This window comes from Pseudanabaena sp. FACHB-2040 (assembly GCF_014696715.1).
In the GTDB taxonomy this organism is placed as follows: Bacteria; Cyanobacteriota; Cyanobacteriia; order Phormidesmidales; family Phormidesmidaceae; genus JACVSF01.
Genome location: NZ_JACJQO010000008.1, coordinates 182,225 through 203,146 on the forward strand (window position 1 = coordinate 182,225; position 20,922 = coordinate 203,146).

Consider the following 20,922-nt stretch of genomic DNA (forward strand, 5'->3'; position numbering starts at 1 on the left):
ACCCAAAGCCCTGATACCGACTCTACTCATTAGAATATTGTGGTCAGTGAGCCAGACTCCTCTAAATTTTCCCTGCTGCCCACCAAAATTTATTAACCCTAAAGCGGGTCGTGACTGGCCTAGTATCCTTGCTGCTGGCTCTGTTGCAGCGCCAAGCTTAAAGTCTAGACCCAATAATTTACGGTTGACTTCAACCAATTGGTGTAAATGCTCTCCCCAGTTCAAAGATTGAATGCTACTATGAAGGCTGAGATAAAGATCGGTGTAGCGTTTGTTTCAAGTGTTGACGTTTTTTTTACGCTCGGTATTGACAGGCTTCTCTCCGAAATTTCACTCTCTACATACCTCTAATTTTGGAGACAATCCATGTCGATTTACGTAGGCAACCTGTCCTATCAGGTAACTGAGCAAGATCTGACTGAAGTATTCGCAGAATACGGCACAGTCAAGCGGATTCAGCTTCCCACAGATCGTGAAACCGGCCGCATGCGTGGTTTTGGTTTCGTCGAAATGTCAGCTGATGCTGAAGAGCAAGCTGCCATTGACGCCCTCGATGGTGCAGAGTGGATGGGTCGTGACCTCAAAGTCAACAAAGCCAAGCCCCGGGAGAACAACAACTCCTTCGGTGGCGGCGGTGGCGGTGGCGGCGGTCAGCGTCGCGATGGCTTCTCTCGCAACAACTTCTCCCGCAACTACTAAACCGCTGTCTTTGTAGGATGCGCTAGGTGAAAACTGAACGCATCCTGCTATAGATGCAGCTATACATTGTCTAGTTCATCTACAGCGTTACTTCAAAGAGCCCAAGCAAACTTGCTTGGGCTCTTTGGCGTTTATGGGCTGCAGCACCCCCTACGGCTTGCTAGCTTGTAGCCTTTCCTAGCCTGCGGCTCATGACGCTGATGTATTCACCGTTTCTGCCGGTGGCAACGGGGTCGATCCAGGCGGTGCGATCGCAGTAGCCCAGCACCTCCATACGGTTGATCGCCCTGACAACAGCAGAGTAATCCCCCAGCAAAATATGGCAGAGCCGATCTGGGTGGTACGAGGGCAATCGAAAATTTGAGGAGCTGTTCTCCCCTTCAGGTGATTGAAACATACGGGTCTCTCCGTCTTCGTAAAGAAAACGGGGAACTATCTAGCCGTCCCCAATGAAGGTAAAACGCGACGCTAGAGCCTAGAATGATCCCAGGTTATCGCCAGCTTACCCCGGATAAGTTGGGATGACTCAGGGGATTTGAGAAGCTCCAACTTCTCTCTTCCCCGCCCAGAATCATTCCCCGCACTAATAACTTGCCAGAAGCGCACCGAAAGCGCAACCGTGCAGGGCTAACTTATATCCAGCGGGCTCCTCACCCCACGCCCCCCTTGATTTAGCACATGGGTATAGATCATTGTGGTTTTGACATCCTTATGGCCCAGCAATTCCTGAATTGTGCGTATGTCGTAGCCGTTTTGCAGTAGGTGAGTCGCAAAGCTGTGGCGAAACGTGTGGCAGCCAACTCGCTTGTGGATACCAGCACTTCTAACAGCTTGTTTGACAGCTTTTTGCAAGCCGCTCTCATGCAAGTGATAACGCACAACAGCTCCGCTGCGAGGGTCGCGACAACGCGTTGACGACGGAAAGACAAATTGCCAAATCCACTGGCGATTGGCATTTGGGTACTTGCGGGCTAATGCAAAAGGCAATACCACCGCACCATAGCCCTGCTCCAAATCTTGCTGATGGAGCCGCTGCACCATCTTTAAGTGTTCCTGCAAGGGATTAACTGCGCTTGTAGGCAGCATGGTCACCCGGCTCTCTTGCCCCTTTGCATTTCTCACAATAATTTGGTGCTGGGGAAAGTCCAAGTCCTTAATCCGCAACTGCATGGCTTCCCGCAGCCTTAGCCCACTGCCATAGAGCAACTGAACGATAATGCGATGGACACCCGACATGTGCTGCAGTACAGAACGCACCTCATCAGGAGTTAGCACAGTCGGCAGCTTCCGTGAGCGCTTCGCTCTGATAGCGTCAATCCTGCCATCTAAAGGCTGACACAGAACTTCTTGATAGAGAAACAGCAACGCGCTCAGAGCTTGATTTTGAGTAGCAGAAGCTACATTTCCTTCAACAGCCAAGTGAGTCAAAAATGCCTCAATCTCAGGCACCCCCATCTCTTTAGGATGTCGCTTGTTGTGAAAAAGGATAAAGCGACGAATCCATTGAACGTAGGTTTCCTCAGTGCGGTACGAGTAGTGCTTTACGCGAATGGTATCGCGAACTTGATCCAGCAGCTTCTTGGGAGGAGGCTGATTAGACTCCATAGGGTAGATGCACACTAAATAGACAGTAAACAAAACCTAAGCAATCTAGCCCGCTAGAAGAAGGGGTGGTTATACTGAATTTTTCCACCTAATCACCCTCACAGGCGTGTTAGGCTGACGTATTTCCACCTAATCATCTCTATAGGGTGATTAGGCTGATGTATTTCCACCTAATCACCCGTATAGGGATATTAGGCGGAAACTTTCCCTCTAAACAATTGTTAGCCTGCTTCGTTTGCTGGTGAGTCAGACGAAAACACTTGCAGAGCAATTTTCAAAGTAGTTTGTTCAATAAACGTTTTTTGTGCTAACGTTTATTGAGTGAATGGCATTGGCTTTATGAAGAGGCGAACAACCCCGAAACAGTCCTTAAAACATTCAAGCCCATCAATCAACTCACCTACCTTTAACAACCACGAATTGGACTGGGAGCCTTTGCCTGAATGTCTTGGTCGTTGGACAGGCTTCGTGCTGCATTGGGTAACTGAGCTTGGTTCACAGTTTTATGCTCGTGCGATGGCTCCCTTAAATTTACGCCCGCTTCAGGTTGGTATTCTCCAATTACTAGCGGGTGAAGGTTCAATGGTTCAAGCACGACTTGGTGAGAGGCTGCGTGTTGATAAAGCTACAATGGTTACTCTTCTAAATGACTTAGAAGAGCAGGGCTTGATTGAACGACGACCTCATGCACACGATCGTCGAGCTTATGAAATTCATCTTCTAGAAGCTGGTAAGCAACGCCTTCAAGCAGCAGAAAAATTATCAGTTGAAGCTGCACAACAATTCTTTTCCACTTTGACACCTCAGGAACAGCAAACTCTCAATGAACTGTTGAGGCGAGTTGCAACAAGCAACGCCTCATGGAAACCGTCAGCGCTTAAAGATACTGCCGAATAACTCAGGCTAACAATACAAGAGGTACAAACACTATGAGTACAGCAATCATTGTTTTCGTAGTTGCTGCTTTTGCAACCTTTTTCAATAACGCTTTGCATTGGTACACACAAGTTACAACTTATCCGCTTCTAAGTTGGGTTGGGCAAGCAGAGTTCGTATCGTTCCACAAAGAGTATGAGCGTAGACTACCATTCAGCATTTACGTACCTTACACGCTGCTGATGTTCAGTACACTTCTCCTGATATTCCTCCGTCCGGTAGAAATCGAACTTGGATGGGTGTTCGTGTTACTTGTACTGAATGCGTCCATTATGATCGTGAGTCTTGTCTTTGCTGTCCCGATTCATACTCGGCTTGATCGTCAGGGTTATTCCGACAAAGCTGGGATTCGTGAACTCATTCGATATAATCGCGTTAGACTCATCATCTCATCAACCAGTAGCATCGTTATGCTGTACTTAATGGTAGGTTTGTTGATGAGCTAGCCAGCAAATCTCCTGTAGTTGGTCGTATGATCAGCACGCTAACAACCTGGTTGGAGCGGACTGACACAAGATCTTGGTAGAGATGCAAAGGCTGCTGATAGCCGCTCAACCGGAGCGTTATGCAATCTATACACATTCGTAAGTTTGCAAAAGAGGAGAGAACATATGGCGATCAGGGGAAGCTGCCACTGCGGGAAGACTGCCTTTTGCATCGAGGGTGATATTCCTGCGAAACTTACTCGGTGCACTTGTTCCTTTTGTTCCAAACGCGGTGCGCTGTGGGCGTACTACCAGCCTAGTCAGTTTCAAATAACAACCTCATCAACTGACGATGCGACTTATCGCTGGAATACGAAATCTGTAGTGCATCACTTCTGCCCTGAGTGCGGGTGTACCACGTTCTCCGATAGTCCCGCTTTTGAACTGGACGGAAGTTGGGACAAAAGCACCCGCCGAATCGGCGTTAATGCACGTCTGTTCGACAACTTCGATGCAGCCACAGCGTCTATCGAGGTTATCGACGGTAAAAACCTCTGGTAGCTAGTTGCTCGGCGAAAGGACTTGATGAACTGCAAATCCCTTCCATGTCTATTGGGCTATTTGAAATGATATTTTCCATTCGAGAAATTGGCCCAAACGACTTGTGAGTTGGAGGTGTATACCGAAGCGGCTACGGAATTGTTCGTCTACGAGGTCGGCGTCGTTTGTTGCAGTTGCCAGAAAGTCCCAATGTGCCAAGACAAAGGTAACTAGGACAGCACTAGCCAGCGATAGAGCTCAATCAGGCTCTTCTGGCCGAAACGATGCAGGCCAAAGTGATGCTTGGCAGTTTTGAAGAAGCCCTCAATCTGCCAGCGATGTCGCCCCTTTTACCGTTGCATGCGCGCTCGTTCGGGTGCGCCAAAAACCATTACCGCAGCAGCTCACAAGCTTGCTCGCATTTTCTATAACCTCTGACAGTGCGGAGAAGCCTATGTAGATTCAGGTATTGACACCTATGAGCAGCACTATCGCGAACGTACCCTCAAGCAACTCCGGCAAAAGGCTCAGACTTTAGACTTTGAACTGCTTCCTGTGGCCTCTGAGTGTATTTCCTAGGAGCCCCTACAAACAGCTCTGTTGTGCATTGATCCTGAAAGAAACACGATTGTCGTCGAATTTGGGGCAATAGTCTCTTGCTATGGCAGATTAGTCCGTGTTTCTTAGGATTAGAGATAGTAGTTGAGTTCGATGAGTTACTAGCAATGGGTAACGGGAACATTAGTTGAGGAAAAATTAATTCTTTCCTTTCTTGTAAAGGTTTCTAGTCGGCAAAGAACCCGTTATGCTAGGCAACTTGCGTATACCAAAAGAAGTCCGCAGAAAAATAGATGACGAGCTTCAGCCCGGAGAACTTATAAGATGGGTGGATCAGCCTGTGCCTCAATTGATCACAGCATCTTTCATCGTAAGTGCTTTTTTGGGTATTCCCTGGACTAGCTTTGCCATATTTTGGATGTGGGGAGCATTGGGGTTCAAACTCCCCAATTTACAAGCAGGTTTACAACCTGAGCATCTGTTTGCTCTTTTCGGTGTACCTTTCGTGCTGATTGGGTTTGGAATGCTGTCTAGTCCCCTATGGATGTGGCAAGCAGTACGGAAAACAGTTTACTTGGTTACAGATCAACGAGCTATCTCAATTGAGGGTGGTTGGTCTACTACTATTAGAAGCTATCTACCTGAGCAATTAGCAAATGTGTACCGGAAGGAAAGAACAGATGGAACGGGTGATGTAGTTATTGTGATTCGGCACTGGAAAGACAGTGATGGCGATCAAAGGACTGAAGAGATAGGATTTCTAGGAGTTCGTAACCCCCGAGAAGTTGAAAAAATATTGAAGCAGTTGGCTCAAAATGCTGCCTGACAAAACCCATACACTTCGATCGCCGAAAGGAGATCTCTGAAAACGGAAGCGTAACTGTGGGGGGTAATGGCCAACGTTCACCCGGTGAGGACGCTAATCAACTGGCAGATGGTGCAGCTGAGTCCGACCTAGGCCTGAGATGGGAACTGACTTTTGTGAGGTAAAGGACAGGGGGGAGCTTAGTGTAGACCAATTGGCTACTGGGCTGAGCAATTATGAATGTCAAATGAAAAAGAGAAGCTTTGCCTAAAAATTTACGTTGGCGGGCAGATTATCAAAAAACCATGAGAATAGACATACATAGTCTAGTGCTGAAAATTGCTTACCTGTAATCTGAATCGGTGTAACTGAGTACCAAATACTAATCCTGAAGATCTAGCTATATCAATAGTTCCAGATTGTCACTACATATTCAGGCCTTTTTATAGAAAAAATGAATATATAACGCGATTAAGATCTTATTCTCATTCGCACTTCTCGGCTTTAAGTACTAGTAAAATTGCTAGTTACATAACGCGATCAAAAGGCTGTCTATTACGTTTTTCAAACGGCTGAGGTACACCTCAGCTCAAGAAGCCATTGACGACTATAGGCCTGAGGAACTTGCCTGCACCTCATGCGAGCAAGAGTCGTTACATCTATTTACATAACATTGCCGTGAAGCAAATAAGTTGGTTCAATCACCTGTGTCTGCTTGGGGTTAAATCATAAGTAGACCGATGATTTTTGGTTGATGGTTTTCAACCAATATCTGGCTTGTTCACCCAGTTAATAGTCTATCGTCGCAGCTCTCGGTGCAAATCTACCAGGATGTTCTATACCTGTTAGAAGTCAGTGATTACCTATCATCAAACCAGCTCGTTCCATTCTCAGGAATTTTCATTTAATTCTCAAAATTTAGCTTACAAGATTGAACATAAGAATGATTTAACTCTGACCGGATATTGGCATCATTCCTTCCATGAGGATACCTGCCATTTGGCTGAAAAATCTTGGTGGCTAGGATTAGTGAAAGGGAGGATTGTTTTCTCAGGGGAGCAACCTTTATCCATCGACTATCTACTTAAGATAATTGAACGCTATGTTTTGCGTATTCGCAGTAAGCCAGCTCAAAGGATTGTCCTTGGCCTCAAGGAAGAGCTGCATTTGGATGACTGCGATCGCCAGCTAGAGCGATTGCCGATTTTTTTGAAAAGCTTGTATGAGTTAAAAATAGTCCAGCCTGAAGAAGTTCAACATGCTGTATGGCTCAGAATACTGCAAGACTTGGATCAGATGCTATTTAGTTACTCTGGCGAAGCACAGTTTAAACCAGAGAACGATCTCTCAATTCAAGCTTCAATGTCTAGCTTTGATCTCTCAAAAATGCTAGCTGAGGCACGTCGTCGGCAGCTAGTCTGGGAGCAAGTTAAACGTGTGATTCCCGATCTAGATAGCAAGCTTTCTATTGATGAGGAAGTCATTAGAACATCCTACATAACCGACCGTCAAAAAAAGTATTTGAGAGCCATTCTCTCCCATGGATCAACTCTCGATTCTATCGCAGTGACTCTGGCTCAAGACACTTTAGAAATTGCTAGAGGTTTGACAAAGTTAGCGGATCAAGGGCTGATTAAGGTTGAATTGCCTTTCCGTAAAGCAGCATCTGAAATTTTAATTATCGATGACTCCCCCGTTATGCTGCAGCAATTCAAACGATTGGTTTCTAGTTGGGGATACCAGGTGCGATCGCATGATGATCCTGCGACTGCGGTAGACACCATGCTGGATACACAACCAGCCATTGTTTTCCTAGATATCAATATGCCAGACATTTCTGGATTCGACTTATTGAAGCAGATTCGGCGTCATTCGCAAATTTCGGCTACCCCCTTAATCATGCTGACGGCAGAACGTACGCTCTCGAATAATTGGCGATCGCAATGGAGCGGTTGTCAGTTTCTTTCTAAGCCACTTACTACAGAGGAGATCCCTAGATTTGAAGCAGATCTAAGAGAACTCTTAAAGTCAGTAATTTCTAGGTCAGCGACTAGTTGAACCCCTGTTTAAGAATGCGCTGAATCAAGTCAGGAGTTATTTTCTATGAAAAATTCACAGCATGACCATCGGTTTTGATTGAGCCTACTCGCTGATTTAGATAGACCAAAATTCAAAGCTGGCTTAGAGAAAATACTACGAGGGTTTTCTATTAGAAGGCATTTTTGAGAGTTTGGCCCTGATCTCTCTATTCAGAAGCAGATTTTGCCTGCGGAGAAGGGGCAAATTTTAAGCTGAGTTGTCATACATCAGCTTGTTGATGGTGGACCTGGTTTTCCGTGTCGATCAATCTTCGATATGGAGATAGTCAAAGATAAGCAGCCACCTAGTTGTAAATATTGTCTTCATTAAATCTTGGCTTAAAGCGCCTGTTGCTTTAACTTCTTGCAATTTCTGAAAAACTTTTCTAGTTAAGTTCCGGATGTCTTAATTCTGATTAGAAGTTTGACTTGGATATCTAAGAAATATCACATCCTAAGAAGAGGTACATATGCAAATTTTAGTGGTTGACGATAGTGCTGTAGATAGACAATTCCTGTCAACATTGCTTGAGGATATGGGGCATCAAGTAGAAGCTGTCGACAGTACAAAAGGCATTGTAGAAAAGCTCTCTACCGGTGAATACAGCTGCCTATTTCTAGATATTGTGATGCCCGAACAGGATGGCTATAAGTTTCTGCGAGAGATTCGTACTAATCAGGTGACAGCCCAGCAAAACGTGATTTTTTGCTCCAGTAAAAAGACCCCTGTAGAAGTTAAGTATGGCCTTAAAAGGGCGGGAGCAAACGACTATATCACCAAGCCCGTGAGTCGAGAACGGCTGGCAGAGGTTTTGCAAAAACTCTAAATCCATATTCATTTCCTAATTAATTTCTTATGACGGACCCTCTTGAAGCAGATCTCGATTCCCTGGCTCTGCCCGATAGCTCCTACTTTCTGACTCAGGTTGGCAGCCGACAACTGGCTTTTCCTGCTACCGAAATTGCCGAAGTGATTCTGGTAGACCGATCGCAGGTACTGAGCCTTCCCTTTTATCAGCCCGGCCTCCTGGGGGTTGTGCATGTTCAGGGTCAGCTGGTTCCGCTGGTGACGCTGCAGTTCTTGCTAGAGGGAGCCAGCGGCGTGACGCGAGAGGTTTTTAATGCTGTGCAGCTGAATACCAGTTCTCAGCTAGCCGGTATTGCTCTGGTGATTGATCAGCTAGTGGGCAACTGCACCGCCGTCCAGCTCGCTCAAGATTCGACGATTGAGCAATTTAATCCTGAAATTGTCCCGGCAGAGCTTTGGCAGCCTCGCCGCTGGATGCCTTTGGTGGTCTGATCTGCCCCGCCCTATCAACAGCCTAAACCGATTGAGACGGCTTTAGTCACGCTCTAGCTGCATCTAGCCTGAAGCTCTATATATTTCTAATCTATTTTTTGGTGAGACTAATTTATGAAACGCCGACGTCTATTTAATCAGTTGACTCTGGGGGCGATCGGAGCGGGGGTAGCTTCTGCTTGTAGCAGTTCCCCAAAGGTATTTACTCCTAACAGCAGCAGTAGCGGTGGTAACCCTCGAATCGAATGGCGCATGGCCACCAGTTGGCCTGAAAACCTGGACATTGTCTTTGGCACAGCTCAGCGGATGTGCGATCGCATCAGCGAGCTGACCCAAGGCAACTTCGTCATCACAGCCTTTCCGGCAGGGGGAATTGCGCCACCGCTAGAAATTATCGATACGGTGCAGGCTGGAACGGCTGAATGTGGCCACACGGCTGGATACTACTACACCTCGAAAAACCGAGCCTTTGCCTTCGCTACCAGCATGCCCTTTGGCCTCAACCCTCACCAGCACATTGCCTGGCTCTATGGAGCCGGGGGGCTAGAGCTGATTCGGGGCATCTACAGTGATTTTGGCGTGATCAACTTCCCGGCTGGCAGCACCGGTAACCAAATGGGCGGCTGGTTCCGCAACAAGGTCAACTCCGTCAGCGAAATGCAGGCGATTAAAATGCGCATGCCGGGACTGGGCGGCGAAGTCCTCAAGCGGATGGGGGCTGAGGCCCAGAACTTGCCGCCGAACGAGATTTTGCTGGGTCTGGAGCGAGGCAACATTGATGCAGCAGAGTGGGTAGGGCCTTACGAAGATGAAAAGCTGGGCCTCAACCAGTACGCCTCCTATTACTACTACCCCGGCTGGCACGAGCCAGGCACGACCTACGAACTCGTTGTTAACCAGGTCGCCTGGGAGCGGCTGCCGGTGGAGTACCGCCAGGCAATTGAGCTAGCCGCCTTTGAGGCTCAGGTCAGGATGCTGGCCGAGTATGACGCGGTCAATCGAGAGGCCTTGCAGCGACTGATTAGCTCCGGCACCGAGCTGATTTCCTACACTCCAGAAATCATTCAAGGAGCCCGCACGGCCGCCAATGATCTCTATGCCGAGTACGCCGGCCAGGATGCTAGCTTCCGGCAAATTTACGACAACTGGAATGCCTTTCGAGGGGGGATCTATCGGTGGAATAGCATTAACGAGCGCAGCTTTGCCGAGATGATTTTCTCAGATACCTAAGCGTGTTCCACCTAAAAAACATTTTGTTTAGGGACGCAAATACAGCCCAGCGGGCCGATCTCAGTGAAACCCCGGATAGGTGTTTAGTTGGAACGCTCTAATCCCGATTCTGGCCCCGATTCCGGCCCCGATTCGGTTGAGAACTGGATTGTTGTTCAAGGTTTAGCGACGTAATAGCAGGAGCCAAATTACCATGACTGTCCCTGGCCAAAATACCTGGGAAGCCTCCGACTACCCTGTCGATGCCCCTGTCGATGCCAACAATGACGCATTTACCTCCGTTACCGGTCGGAAGGCTGAAACAGACGATGCTCCTGTACTTCAGGTAGTACCCAATGAACCCATTTCGCCCCGCAGAGGACTCGGCATTGGCTTCAAAGCCACGGTCCTAGCGGCGGTGTTTGGCGTGCTGCCGGTGTTAGTGGTCGGTAACGTGGCGTACCGATCGGCTAACCAGTCGATCACTGAGCGGATTGCTCAAGAAGAAATTTCCGGGGTAGATCAGCTCTCCGACCAGCTGCGTCGGTTTTTACAGGAGCGCGTTGCCAACGCCAGCACAGTCGCCAATATCACCCAGGAATCAGGTCTGTTTGCCAGCGATCTAGAGCCGAGGGAAAAGGCAGCCATCACCGCGCGGTTGACCCGAGAGCTGACGCAGTTCGTGCAGGACTATCGCACCTACTCCAGTCTGGGAATATTCAGCGTCAATGGCGATGTTCTGGTGCAGTCTACAGGCTCTGCTCAGGAGGTGAACCAGCAGGGGGCCGCCTATTTCCAGCAGGTGCTCTCGACGCAGGCCCCAGTCATTAGTGAGCCGGTGGCAGTAGAGACTGCCATGGCCGATGTAGCGGCTATCTATGTAGCGGTGCCGGTCAAGGATGCTGCAGGGACAGTGCTTGGGGTGGTCGTGGCCAAGATTCCGGTGGAATTTGTGGGCAATGCTATTCTCCGTGCCGCTAGTTTGGGACAAGATACTCAATACCGATTGGTGGACAGCTCCGGCGAGATTTTCCAGAGTCTGCCCGCCGATCCTGAGAACCCTCAGGTGGGTTTGCCTGTAGCCGATCTGCTGTCCAGGTTCTCCGATGTTAACGATCAGAAACAGCGTCAGGCCTGGATCGAGACGGTTCAGGACCAAGAATTTCTGAATGCCTATGCTCCCCTACAGGGGTTTGATGCCCTGAACTGGAGCGTGGTCACCTCCATCAATACGGACTTGGCCTTTTTGCCCCAGCGCCAGCTGCTGCAGACGATTCTAGTGGGTACACTGCTGACCGGAGTCACGGCGGTACTGCTGGGGATTGTGCTGGCTCGACGTGCTACCAGACCGGTAAGCCAAGCGGCGAAAGCCGTTGAACTGCTCGGCCAAGGTCAGCTCGATGCCCGCGTACCGGTGCGGGGTAATGATGAACTGGCCATTCTGGGCATGAACGTGAACCGCATGGGAGCCCAGATTCAGGACTTGCTGGCGACCCTGCGGCAGAATGCTGAGCAGCTGGGTTTACAAAACGACGTTCTGGCGGATCTGGCCCGTCATGAAGCGCTGATTCAGGGTGATGCCCAGGCGGCGGCGACCTCCTTTAGTGAAGCGATCGCCCGTACTCTGGGCCTGGATGTAGTGAGTGTTTGGCTGACGCAGCCAGAGCAGACTCGGCTGCTGTGCCTGTCGCGCTATCAGCAGGGGAGCAGAAAGGCTGATGTCGTTACTGCTCTGTCTATTGACGAGGTGCCAGACTATTTTGCGGCGATTGCCCAGAACCAAATCCTGAGCGTGACCCATGTTGCCGACCATCCGGCGAGCCGGGAGCTGCAGGCCGAAAATGCCCTTGCCCCCACGACCGTTTCTCTGCTGGAGGTGCCGATTCAGATTACCGGTACCGTGGTTGGCAGTCTGCGCTGTGAGCACAGCGGCAACCCCCGCGACTGGCGGGCTGAGGAGCAAACCTTTATTGGCTCTGTAGCCAACCTAATTTCGCTGGCGCTTGAGAGCGAAGTGCTGCAGGGAGAGGTGAGCCATCTGCTGGATGTGGTGTCGGAGGTAGAAGACGGCAACCTGACGGTTCAGGCTCGGGTGAGCGATCGCACCACCGGTCTGGTCGCCGATACCTTCAACCGCCTGATTGAGCGGCTGGCGGACGTGCTCAAGCAGGTAACGGATACGGCCCAGCAGGTCACGGTGAGCGCGAACCAGCAAAAAACTCAGGCTAGCCTGATTTCGGCCAATGCCGACAAGCAGGTCACCGGGGTAAACCAGATTCTGACGTTGACGGCCCAGGTGCAGACCCTGGCCGAGGCAACCGCCCACCAGGTCGAAACTACCAGCGCCTCTCTGCAGGCGGTGCAGACGACGGTGGCCGCAGGCCAGCAAGCCATTACCAACCTAACGTCGGGTATCGGCATTCTGCAGGAAGGCAGCGATCGCATTATCCAACAGATGAAGACCCTGGGAGAATTTGTTGGCCTGGCCGATCAGTTTGTCCAAGATCAGACTCAGGTGGCCTCACTCACTCAGACCCTGGCTCTAAACGCATCGCTGGTCGCCGCTCGAGCCGCCGAACAGCGCGACCCCCGTCAGTTTGTAGTGGCGGCGCGGGAATTTAGCTCCATTGCTAATCAGGTTAGCCAGCTGGCCCAGCAAACCAACAACAGCCTGACCACTCTGGAACAGCGCAGCGCCCAAATTCAAAGCGTTGTGTTTGCCGTTGATGCTGACGTGCAGCGGCTAGGAGGGCTAGTCGACGAGTTTACTCACGGCGTTAGCCAATCCCGGCAGGTCTTTAGCGATGTGCAGACGGTGACAGTGGCCGCGGTCGAGGCCGAAACGGCTGTCACCCAGGTCAGCCAAAACATTGTGGAGGCGGTGCAGGAAGCGGCGGCAGTAGTGCGCACCATTACCGACATCGCCACTCAAACCGCCGGGCTCACCCAGGACAACCGTCTGCAGTCGGAGCAGATGGAGACCCTGTCTTATCAGCTTCTGGAAACTATTCAGTTCTTCCAGCTGCCCACCGCTCCCCATGGAGCGGCCCCCAACGCCTTAGCAGCCAGCCCCAGTGCTGCGTCTACTGCCGCAGGGGCTGCCGATCGCCCCCTGTGAGACTCGGGCTTGCCGATCGCTCTGCCTAAGTCTACTGACTCATTATTCAGGTAATTTTATGTCAACTACCATTCCGCCTCGATCTCAAGCGGCTGAACAAACGCCTCAAACCCCTGTTAGGAATCCTTCAAGTGACGGCCCACAGGGGCAATCGACGGCACGGCTGGGACTGCGGTGGCAGGCGGCTCTGTTGGCGATCGCCGTAGGGGTGGTGCCAGTGGTGACTATCGGTGGCCTGACAGCCTGGATGACGCGCCAAGCCGGCATTCGCAAAGCCGAGCAGCAGCAGCTGGTACAGGCTCAGCTGCTGGCAGATCGCATGCGAGGGTTGCTCGTGGAGCGCTCGCGGGCAGCCCAACTGGTTGCCAGCCTGGCCATGTTTGCAGAGGGTGACCGCCGTCAGGCGACTTCATTGGCCCAAAAAAAAGAAGTGCTGAATCAGGTGGTGGCGGAGAGTGAAGCCGCCAGCATGGCCTTTCTAGACCCCCAGGGCCAGCCCCTAGTCCAGTCTGACGCTAGCAATCCGCTGCCCGAAAACCTGGGCGATCGCGACTTTTTTCAGCAAGCCATGCAGTCGCGGCGGACGACCGTAGCGACGCTGGATGCAGAGGCTAATGACCAAGGGCAGATCGAACTGGTGGCCCCGGTGATTGATCGCAACAGCAACCAGCCAGTGGGGGCGATCTGGATGCAGATTCCCCTAGCCGCGATCGCGCCGCTGTTTGAGCGCCATTTAGAAACCGGCAGTGAGTGGCATTTCTTCACCGGAGAGGGCGAGTTTGTGGTCGGTAGCCAGCCCAGCTATTTGGCCAGTACGGTCGCTCAAACGTTTAGCGGCATGCTGGAACAGCACGCCGCCCGGCAGTCGGCTGCCGCCATTTTCCCGGCTGCTGGTGGCCATGCTCTGGTCAGCTATGCACCCGTGGAAACTATCGATGGCCTGGGCGATCCTAACCTGGGGGCACTGCTCACCACCGATACGGCGATCGCCCTAGCTCCGATCCGGCAACAGATGCTGCTCTTGCTGCTGGGAACGGCAGCGGCGGCAGGGACAGGTGCGATCGCTCTGGTCTTGTTTGCCAGACGCACCGCTGCACCCATCGTAGCCGCCACCCAGGCGATCGAAAACCTGAGGCAAGGGGCCTTTAACCACCGTCTCATGGGGCCGGAGCCGTGTCCAGGGTCAGGGGAACTGGCTGTCCTCAGCACCGCCATTGACCAGTTAGCCCAACACTTGCAGTCGTCCTTTGCCGCGCTAGAGCAGACTCAGGCTGAGCTAGCGCAGCAGCTTGACCAGCGCACCACCGTTCAAGACAGCCAGACTCAGACTTTGCAGCACGAGCTAGAACAGCTCCTGAGCGCCTTTTCATCCGTGAGGATGGGGGACTTGACTGTCACTGCGGCGGTTAACCCGACGGTGATGGGGCAGTTGGCAGCAGCCTTTAATCAGGTGATTGAGCGATTAGGTCAGATGCTGGCGGCGGTATCAGCCATTGCCACCGAGGTCACCCAGTCGGCCGGCGACGTGGAAACGCTAGCGGTCAATATGTCCAGCCAGGCCGATCAGCACGTGCAGTCCGTCAGCCGGGTGCAGTCGCTGGTGGAAACTATCCAAACCCTATGCCAAGACCATCAACAGCAGGTGACTGTAACCATTGATGCGATCGCACACGGTCAGCTGGCCGTGGGCCAAGGGCAGCAGGACATGGACGCCATAAACAGCAACGTGGGCAGCCTGCAGCGAGAAACCCAGCAGATGGTTGGGCGCACCCAAACCCTGACCAGCTATGTCGATCTAGCGACTCAATTCGTGAAAGACCAGAAGCGGATAGCCTCCCTAACTCGGGTGCTGGCCCTGAACGCCTCTATGCTTTCAACCCGCGCCTCTGAACAGCAAGACCCCACCCAATTTGCCGCGGTCACTCGGGAGTTTGAGACTATTGCCAGCCAGGTTAATGACCTGGCCGCCGAAACCAACCAAAGTCTAGTGGTTCTACAGCGCCGTACCGAACAGATTCAAACCGTGGTATCGGGCTTGAACCACGACGTGGAGGGCATTAGCCAGCAGGCCGACAGCCTCACATCCGGTATCAGCCAGGCCAATCAGACCTTCGAACAAATTCGGACCGCGATGGCTCAGGTGGCGGCTCTGGGGCAGCAGGTGACCCAGGTCAGTCAGGCGATCGCAGGTAGGGCCGCAACCACCCTAGAGTCAATTCAGCCAATGGCCCAGGTCGCCGCTGCCACCTCTACCCAAGCCCATGCTATCTGCCTGCAGTCACAGTCACTGGCTGCGATCGCCCACAGCCTCGATCGCAATGTCACCTATTTTCAACTGCCCTCTCTAGCCCATGCTCCAGTCCCTCCGTCGACGCCTGAGGTCGATGCCGCTACTGACGTGGCGGCCACCACTGCTGCCACAGATGCGATCGAGGTTCACCCTTAAAAGTCCGCCCGGCCATCGATCTCGCCCTGCCGCTTGTTCCCACCATCCTCTTCCGTTGCTAAAACACCATGCTTAATCCTGACCAAGCTGCTTCGGCCCCGGATAACGGCACCCATTCCGCCGATGATTCTGTGGATCTGATGGAAGCGCAACTGCAGCAGGAACTGCGCAGTATGTTCGAGGTCGATACCCAAAAGGGCCTGCAAACCTACCTCGATCAGGCGGCGCGGCTGCAGCCTCAAACCTGGGCCAAAGATATCCAGACCCTGTATCGCGTCATTCACACGATCAAAGGGGGAGCCGTGACCGTAGGGGCCGATGGGATTTTGCAGGTTGCCACCAGCCTCGAAGACCTGCTCTCCGATCTGCGCCATCTGACCGCTGCCCCACCTCTAGAAGACCGCCAGCTCAACGATATGCTGATAGAAGCAGGCGAACTGATCGCGGCCACGCTGCCGATCGCCAATCAGGACCAGGCTCAGGCGCAACCCGCCCTGCAGCGCCTACAGCAGCTCCGGGACCAGGTACAGCAGGCCTATTTACCGCAGTGGTCTGAGCAACAACAGATTCAGCAGGACTTTGCCCAGCAGGGGCTAGAACTGGTCGTGCTGGATCTAGAGATTGCCCTGGAAAAGCTGCCAACCTCCGGTACCCTACCCAAATCGATTATTCATAGCGCCCGCCACCTGATCGATCAGCTCGACCAGATTGGCCAAGACTTAGGCTTCTCTGCTGGTTGGTTGGCCTTGCTCCGTCAGGCTGAAACCCTTTTGAGTGACTCCAGTATCCCCATCTGGCGCAGCCAATGGCCCCGACTGTTTCAAGCCTTAAAAGACTGTGCTAGCCAGTCTGGGCAGCCGGTTGCCTTTGAGCTGATGCTGAGTGAAGACCTGGTGCCGTCTGCCCTGGCGGCAGAAGTTGCCGACCCGGATGGGGCTGACAATTGGCTTGACCCCCAAGTTGCTGCTGCCGATATTGGGGATCTGCTAGGAGACGTAGACCACTTTTTCGATCGCCTCGACGGCCTGGGTCTGGATCTAGATCTAGATCTGGATCGCTTTGAAGAAACTGCCGATCCGCAACCCATTGACCCGGCGATGGAGCCGCTGACCACCGTAGAGGATAACTCCGATGCGTTACCTGCTGAGTTAGCCACAGAGCCGCCGACCGTCACAGTGGAAGACTGGGTGTTGCCACTCAACGCCCAAACTTGGGTGATTGAGCCGTTCGATTCTGCTGCTATGGATGACGACGAGCGATCGCATTCAGCCCTCTCTCCCACTGATCTGGTATCAACTCCGGAGCCAATCGATGCGGCGGCTGTAGCTCCAAACCTCGACCAGACCGCCCCAGCAGCAGACTCTAGCCAAGATACTGTGCAGATTCCAGTGCCCCTAGCCAAGCTGGATCAGTCTGCCCAAGATTTGATCAACACGCTGCTGTCGGTCAGAAGCACCCAGGGACTGTATGACGTTCTCCAGGCCCAAATTTTACAAATGGTAGCCTTAGCTCAGGAGGGAGTTCAGTACGCGACCCAACTGCGCCAAATTCAAGAAGACTACGCCCTGCTAGACAACTTCAAAATCTCGGTGCGGGGTGGCAGTCGCCCCACGCTAGAGCGCTATCGTCAAGGCTATACGACCGTTAACCGGCTGCTAGAAACCAGCCTTAGGTTGTCTGAGCTAGGAGCCGAGGCCGGAAAATCTACCCAGCAAATGGCAGACAGCCTCCAATACCTAGACGGTCGCGTGCTCAAGCTCCAGACGACGGTAGAAGAAAGTCGGCTAGTGCCGTTTAGCAATCTGGGTTTCCGGGCGCGGGCAATTCTCCGCGATCTGACTACCCGCTTCCAAAAGCCCGTCCGACTGGTCGTGGTGGGGGAACGCATTGAGCTGGATGTGGGTACTGCCCGCAGTCTAGAGCCTGCCCTCCTGCACCTGATTCGTAATGCCTTTGACCATGCGATCGAAACCGTGGCCGATCGCCAGCGGTTGGGTAAACCTGAGCAAGGAACCCTCACCCTGACCCTGCGGCGTCAAGGCAACGCCTATCAGCTCGATGTCGAGGATGACGGTCGCGGTATTGATGCCCAAGCGATTCAGGCTCGAGCTAACGCATTGGGTCTACCGCTTACCCAGACCGACACAATGGCTGATTTGCTGGCGGTGATCTGTCAACCTGGGTTTAGTTCCGAAACCCAGGTGAGTGACCTCTCTGGGCGGGGGGTAGGGATGGATGTTGTTGTGGCTCAGATACAAAAACTCGGCGGCAAGCTGACCCTCGATACTGCGTTGGGCAGCGGCACAACCTTTCATCTTCAGTTTCCGGTGCCCCACCTGCTGGTCTCCTGTGTGGTGCTACAGGCGGGCGATCGCAGCTTTGCAATTCCCACCGAAGATATTCGCACCACGACCCTATTCGAGACGCTGCAGGCCGTTCCTGTGAACGACCGCGATGCCGTGTATTCTTGGCAGATCGAGACGGAGGATGGTCCCATCCCCGGGCTGGATCTCCTGGAATACTGGCAGCCCCAGAGCACCCGGCGATCGCTGGATAACACCGCCATCTGTGTCTCGGTACAGTCCAGTTTAGGGGGGCGTAGGGCTTGGCTAATCGCCGATGATCTGCTGGGGCAGACCGATCTGATCATTAATCCACTCCCCTTCCCCCTCCAGCCTGCCGAGGGCCTGATGGGCGTGAGTCTGCAACCCGACGGCACGTTGCTACCCGTACTCAATGCCCCAACCCTAGTGGAACGACTGCACATTGCACCGAAAACTGTGGCGGAAGCGGGCCTAACCGACCCCATCAACTTTGAAGAAACGGTCGTTAGCCCCACCATTTTGATTGTGGATGATGCGGCTCTGATGCGCCGTCGCTTGGAGGCCAGTCTGACTACCCACGGCCATGAAACCCACACCTGTGCTGATGGCCTAGAAGCCTGGAACTGGCTCCAGACCAATCCACTACCGGCTTTGATCATCACCGATATTGAAATGCCCAATATGGACGGGTTCACCCTCATCGATCGCTGCCGTCAAAAAGGCATTCAGACGCCGGTGCTGGTGGTCTCTTCCCGACTATCGGAGGACTGGTTTGAAGAAGCCCGCCGAGTCGGCGCTACCGACTACTTAACCAAAGGGTTCTCGACGCCAGAACTGCTTCAAAAAGTTGATGAGCTAATGCAATAATTCAAACCGATAAGTTGCATGTATTGGCCAGCGGAGCAGCGATCGCCAAAAGACTGGCCTTGGTGGCTGTCGCCGCTGTCGGCACAGTGTGACATGCTGCTACCACCTCCTCAGCAGCGGCGAACTATTTGAGATCGTAAAGCAGGGATAACTCAGAGTGCGATTTGAGAGTAAGCGGCGGTTAGATTTGCGATCTGGCGGGGACAGTCGAGTCGGTCAGAATGCGATCGCAAAGTAAGTCGCGTTTCTCGGTAGCTGACCTCAATCCTAGGTTTGGGCTCGATTGGTTATTCATTGAGGAACGCAACACTTGGCCATTCTGGCAGTCGAGTAGGATGACAGTGAGAGACAATACGCGAATTCCTGACTAGGATTGGGAAACAGGACATCCACTGATAAGGAACCTTCCTCAATTGGGCGAACTCAGACAACGGTTTGATAATACAACTCCGGTGTTATCCAGTCAGCAAATGAGCTGGAACGGGATTTTGGTTGAGCAGTATCACCATCTTTCAAGTTCATTTGAAGTTGAATTTCCTGCCCCATCAGACCATTGGATTGTCTTACCCTTAGGGCAACCTGTCCTTGTAACCCAAAAGTCCGACGATCGCCTGCATGAATCCGTCATTCAGAAAGGCGACAGCGTCCTTGTTCCTGCTGGACAACCGAAGTACTGGTGTCGGCGCGAAGGCATCTGCTGTGCGCTGCACATTCACTTAAAACCAGAGATGATTAGACAAACCGCTGAAGCATCTGAAATAGATACAAAGCGAATCGACCTCGTGGACTGTTCCGGTAAGCAGGATTTACAGCTTCATCAGATCGCCATGCTGCTTTTAGCGGAGTTGAAATCAGGCGGTATGATGGGTCAATTGTATGTCGAATCATTATCTCAGGTGCTAGCAATTCATCTGATACGACACTATTGTCAGTCTGCGCTAGTCATCACGCCTGAAAATAGACGTTTAACTCACTCCCAGTTGCAGCAAGCGATCGACTATATCCACACTCACCTTGACCGAGATCTATCACTGGCTGAACTTGCCGGAACTATCAATATTAGCCCCACTTACTTCGCGAGTTTATTCAAACGGGCAATGGGAATATCGCCGCATCAGTATGTGATTCAGCAGCGAGTGGAACGGGCAAAAGAGATGTTGGAGAGAACAGATTTAGCGATTGCAGACATTGCTTTACAAGTCGGTTTCTCCAGCCAAAGCCATTTAACGCAACACTTTAAGCGATTCGCGGGAATGACGCCAAAGCAAGTTCGTTAACACGAAAAGAAACACCTTAAGAATCTGACAAACTGTCCTAAGAATCTGAAAGAAGTGGAGCCTTGGAACTAGCGACACTCCAGATAGTCCGAGTGACCTACGATAGCTAGCCACTGTTTTTATCCTCAATCCTCTACTTTATGTCAAATCAACCTGCACTAGAAATCGAGCTGCTGCACGCAGCTTACGCCGCCTTCAACGCGCGAGACATTGATGCCGCCCTTGCCCTCATGAGTGCTGACGTGGTTTGGCCGCGTGCCTTTAAGGGCGGTTTCGTTCGTGGACCAGAGGAAGTCCGTGCCTACTGGACGGAGCAATGGAGCGAGATCGATGGGCATGTGGAGCCAGTGGCTTTCCACCCAGAGAGTGGCGGGCGCATCTTAGTCGAGGTGCATCAGGTCGTGCGCGACCTGGCTGGAACGGTCCTTGCCGATGAGCGTGTGGGACATCGTTTCACTGTCGAGCATAGATTGATTCAAGGCATGGAGATCTGTTCGCTTCCGTAGTTCACTCCGGCAGACTCACCACGCGCCTTACGGACCGAGCGCCACTAACTATCGGTCCGCTGCAAGTCACACAAGCAGTGGGCTCTAAGCCAGAGTCTTAATGCCAATCTAAACTCTGATGCCAACTTGCGATCGCATTTCTTTCCTGAGGGCGCGATCGCAATATTTTTTGACCGCGAATTGTAAATTAAATTTGCCATTTCCATAAAACTTTGGCAGTAGCTCTGAG

At 52.2% G+C, this 20,922-nt stretch carries 15 protein-coding genes and 1 pseudogene; 13 read left to right on the top strand and 3 right to left on the bottom strand.

The window, feature by feature from the left end; genetic code table 11:
- The first annotated feature begins 366 nt into the window (after window positions 1–366).
- Window positions 367–699: an RNA-binding protein gene (locus H6G13_RS12320; RefSeq protein WP_190483506.1), complete on the top strand. Its 333-nt coding sequence runs from the start codon at window positions 367–369 to the stop codon at window positions 697–699.
- A 160-nt stretch (window positions 700–859) separates the two neighbouring features.
- Here the strand turns inward: H6G13_RS12320 and H6G13_RS12325 are convergent, their stop codons facing one another.
- On the bottom strand, window positions 860–1,096 hold the full coding sequence (locus H6G13_RS12325; protein ID WP_190483507.1) for a hypothetical protein: 237 nt from the start codon (window positions 1,094–1,096) through the stop codon (window positions 860–862).
- A 230-nt stretch (window positions 1,097–1,326) separates the two neighbouring features.
- The gene (locus tag H6G13_RS12330; protein WP_190483508.1) at window positions 1,327–2,304 is read right to left on the bottom strand and encodes an integron integrase; all 978 of its coding nucleotides are present in this window, start codon (window positions 2,302–2,304) and stop codon (window positions 1,327–1,329) included.
- A gap of 420 nt (window positions 2,305–2,724) precedes the next feature.
- On the opposite strand from H6G13_RS12330, the gene H6G13_RS12335 reads away from it, so the two are divergent.
- Both H6G13_RS12335 and H6G13_RS12340 read left to right on the top strand, forming a co-directional pair.
- Entirely contained in the window at window positions 2,725–3,201 is a 477-nt protein-coding gene (locus H6G13_RS12335) for a MarR family transcriptional regulator (RefSeq protein ID WP_206756521.1), read from the top strand.
- Window positions 3,202–3,233: 32 nt separating this feature from the next.
- Window positions 3,234–3,686 carry a hypothetical protein gene (locus tag H6G13_RS12340; protein ID WP_190483510.1) on the top strand — a complete coding sequence of 151 codons (453 nt, stop codon included), beginning with the start codon at window positions 3,234–3,236 and terminating at the stop codon, window positions 3,684–3,686.
- A gap of 702 nt (window positions 3,687–4,388) precedes the next feature.
- On the opposite strand, the pseudogene H6G13_RS28695 reads toward H6G13_RS12340, so the two are convergent.
- Window positions 4,389–4,552 (bottom strand): annotated as a pseudogene (locus H6G13_RS28695) (IS701 family transposase); the annotation flags it as partial.
- Window positions 4,553–5,010: 458 nt separating this feature from the next.
- Between H6G13_RS28695 and H6G13_RS12345 the strand changes: the two are divergent.
- The 10 genes from H6G13_RS12345 to H6G13_RS12390 all read left to right on the top strand — a co-directional run bounded on the left by H6G13_RS12345 (window position 5,011) and on the right by H6G13_RS12390 (window position 20,693).
- Window positions 5,011–5,589 (top strand): hypothetical protein, encoded by a 579-nt coding sequence (locus H6G13_RS12345; RefSeq protein WP_190483511.1) that lies wholly within the window; start codon window positions 5,011–5,013, stop codon window positions 5,587–5,589.
- Window positions 5,590–6,423: 834 nt separating this feature from the next.
- Window positions 6,424–7,626, top strand: coding sequence for a response regulator (locus tag H6G13_RS29450; protein ID WP_190483512.1), 1,203 nt, complete (start codon window positions 6,424–6,426; stop codon window positions 7,624–7,626).
- Between the two features lie 490 nt (window positions 7,627–8,116).
- Window positions 8,117–8,473 carry a response regulator gene (locus H6G13_RS12355; RefSeq protein ID WP_190483513.1) on the top strand — a complete coding sequence of 119 codons (357 nt, stop codon included), beginning with the start codon at window positions 8,117–8,119 and terminating at the stop codon, window positions 8,471–8,473.
- A 29-nt stretch (window positions 8,474–8,502) separates the two neighbouring features.
- Window positions 8,503–8,946, top strand: a complete 444-nt coding sequence (locus H6G13_RS12360; protein WP_190483514.1) for a chemotaxis protein CheW — start codon at window positions 8,503–8,505, stop codon at window positions 8,944–8,946.
- 114 nt (window positions 8,947–9,060) lie between these two features.
- Window positions 9,061–10,176: a TRAP transporter substrate-binding protein DctP gene (gene dctP / locus H6G13_RS12365; protein ID WP_190483515.1), complete on the top strand. Its 1,116-nt coding sequence runs from the start codon at window positions 9,061–9,063 to the stop codon at window positions 10,174–10,176.
- Window positions 10,177–10,369: 193 nt separating this feature from the next.
- Entirely contained in the window at window positions 10,370–13,273 is a 2,904-nt protein-coding gene (locus H6G13_RS12370; protein WP_190483516.1) for a cache domain-containing protein, read from the top strand.
- Between the two features lie 58 nt (window positions 13,274–13,331).
- Complete coding sequence (locus tag H6G13_RS12375; protein WP_190483517.1) at window positions 13,332–15,719, top strand: cache domain-containing protein; 2,388 nt, start codon at window positions 13,332–13,334, stop codon at window positions 15,717–15,719.
- A gap of 68 nt (window positions 15,720–15,787) precedes the next feature.
- A complete protein-coding gene (locus H6G13_RS12380; protein ID WP_190483518.1) occupies window positions 15,788–18,910 on the top strand; it encodes a response regulator in 3,123 nt (1,040 codons plus the stop codon).
- Window positions 18,911–19,323: 413 nt separating this feature from the next.
- Window positions 19,324–20,187, top strand: coding sequence for an AraC family transcriptional regulator (locus tag H6G13_RS12385; protein ID WP_242028287.1), 864 nt, complete (start codon window positions 19,324–19,326; stop codon window positions 20,185–20,187).
- 140 nt (window positions 20,188–20,327) lie between these two features.
- Entirely contained in the window at window positions 20,328–20,693 is a 366-nt protein-coding gene (locus H6G13_RS12390; protein ID WP_190483519.1) for a nuclear transport factor 2 family protein, read from the top strand.
- Window positions 20,694–20,922 lie beyond the last annotated feature (229 nt).

Bases quoted from the DNA above. Each gene is read 5' to 3' on its own strand.
- H6G13_RS12320 (WP_190483506.1), top strand. From the start codon at position 367: ATGTCGATTTACGTAGGCAACCTGTCCTATCAGGTAACTGAGCAAGAT.
- H6G13_RS12325 (WP_190483507.1), bottom strand. From the start codon at position 1,096: ATGTTTCAATCACCTGAAGGGGAGAACAGCTCCTCAAATTTTCGATTG.
- H6G13_RS12330 (WP_190483508.1), bottom strand. From the start codon at position 2,304: ATGGAGTCTAATCAGCCTCCTCCCAAGAAGCTGCTGGATCAAGTTCGC.
- H6G13_RS12340 (WP_190483510.1), top strand. From the start codon at position 3,234: ATGAGTACAGCAATCATTGTTTTCGTAGTTGCTGCTTTTGCAACCTTT.
- H6G13_RS12345 (WP_190483511.1), top strand. From the start codon at position 5,011: ATGCTAGGCAACTTGCGTATACCAAAAGAAGTCCGCAGAAAAATAGAT.
- H6G13_RS12355 (WP_190483513.1), top strand. From the start codon at position 8,117: ATGCAAATTTTAGTGGTTGACGATAGTGCTGTAGATAGACAATTCCTG.
- H6G13_RS12360 (WP_190483514.1), top strand. From the start codon at position 8,503: ATGACGGACCCTCTTGAAGCAGATCTCGATTCCCTGGCTCTGCCCGAT.
- dctP (WP_190483515.1), top strand. From the start codon at position 9,061: ATGAAACGCCGACGTCTATTTAATCAGTTGACTCTGGGGGCGATCGGA.
- H6G13_RS12370 (WP_190483516.1), top strand. From the start codon at position 10,370: ATGACTGTCCCTGGCCAAAATACCTGGGAAGCCTCCGACTACCCTGTC.
- H6G13_RS12375 (WP_190483517.1), top strand. From the start codon at position 13,332: ATGTCAACTACCATTCCGCCTCGATCTCAAGCGGCTGAACAAACGCCT.
- H6G13_RS12380 (WP_190483518.1), top strand. From the start codon at position 15,788: ATGCTTAATCCTGACCAAGCTGCTTCGGCCCCGGATAACGGCACCCAT.
- H6G13_RS12390 (WP_190483519.1), top strand. From the start codon at position 20,328: ATGTCAAATCAACCTGCACTAGAAATCGAGCTGCTGCACGCAGCTTAC.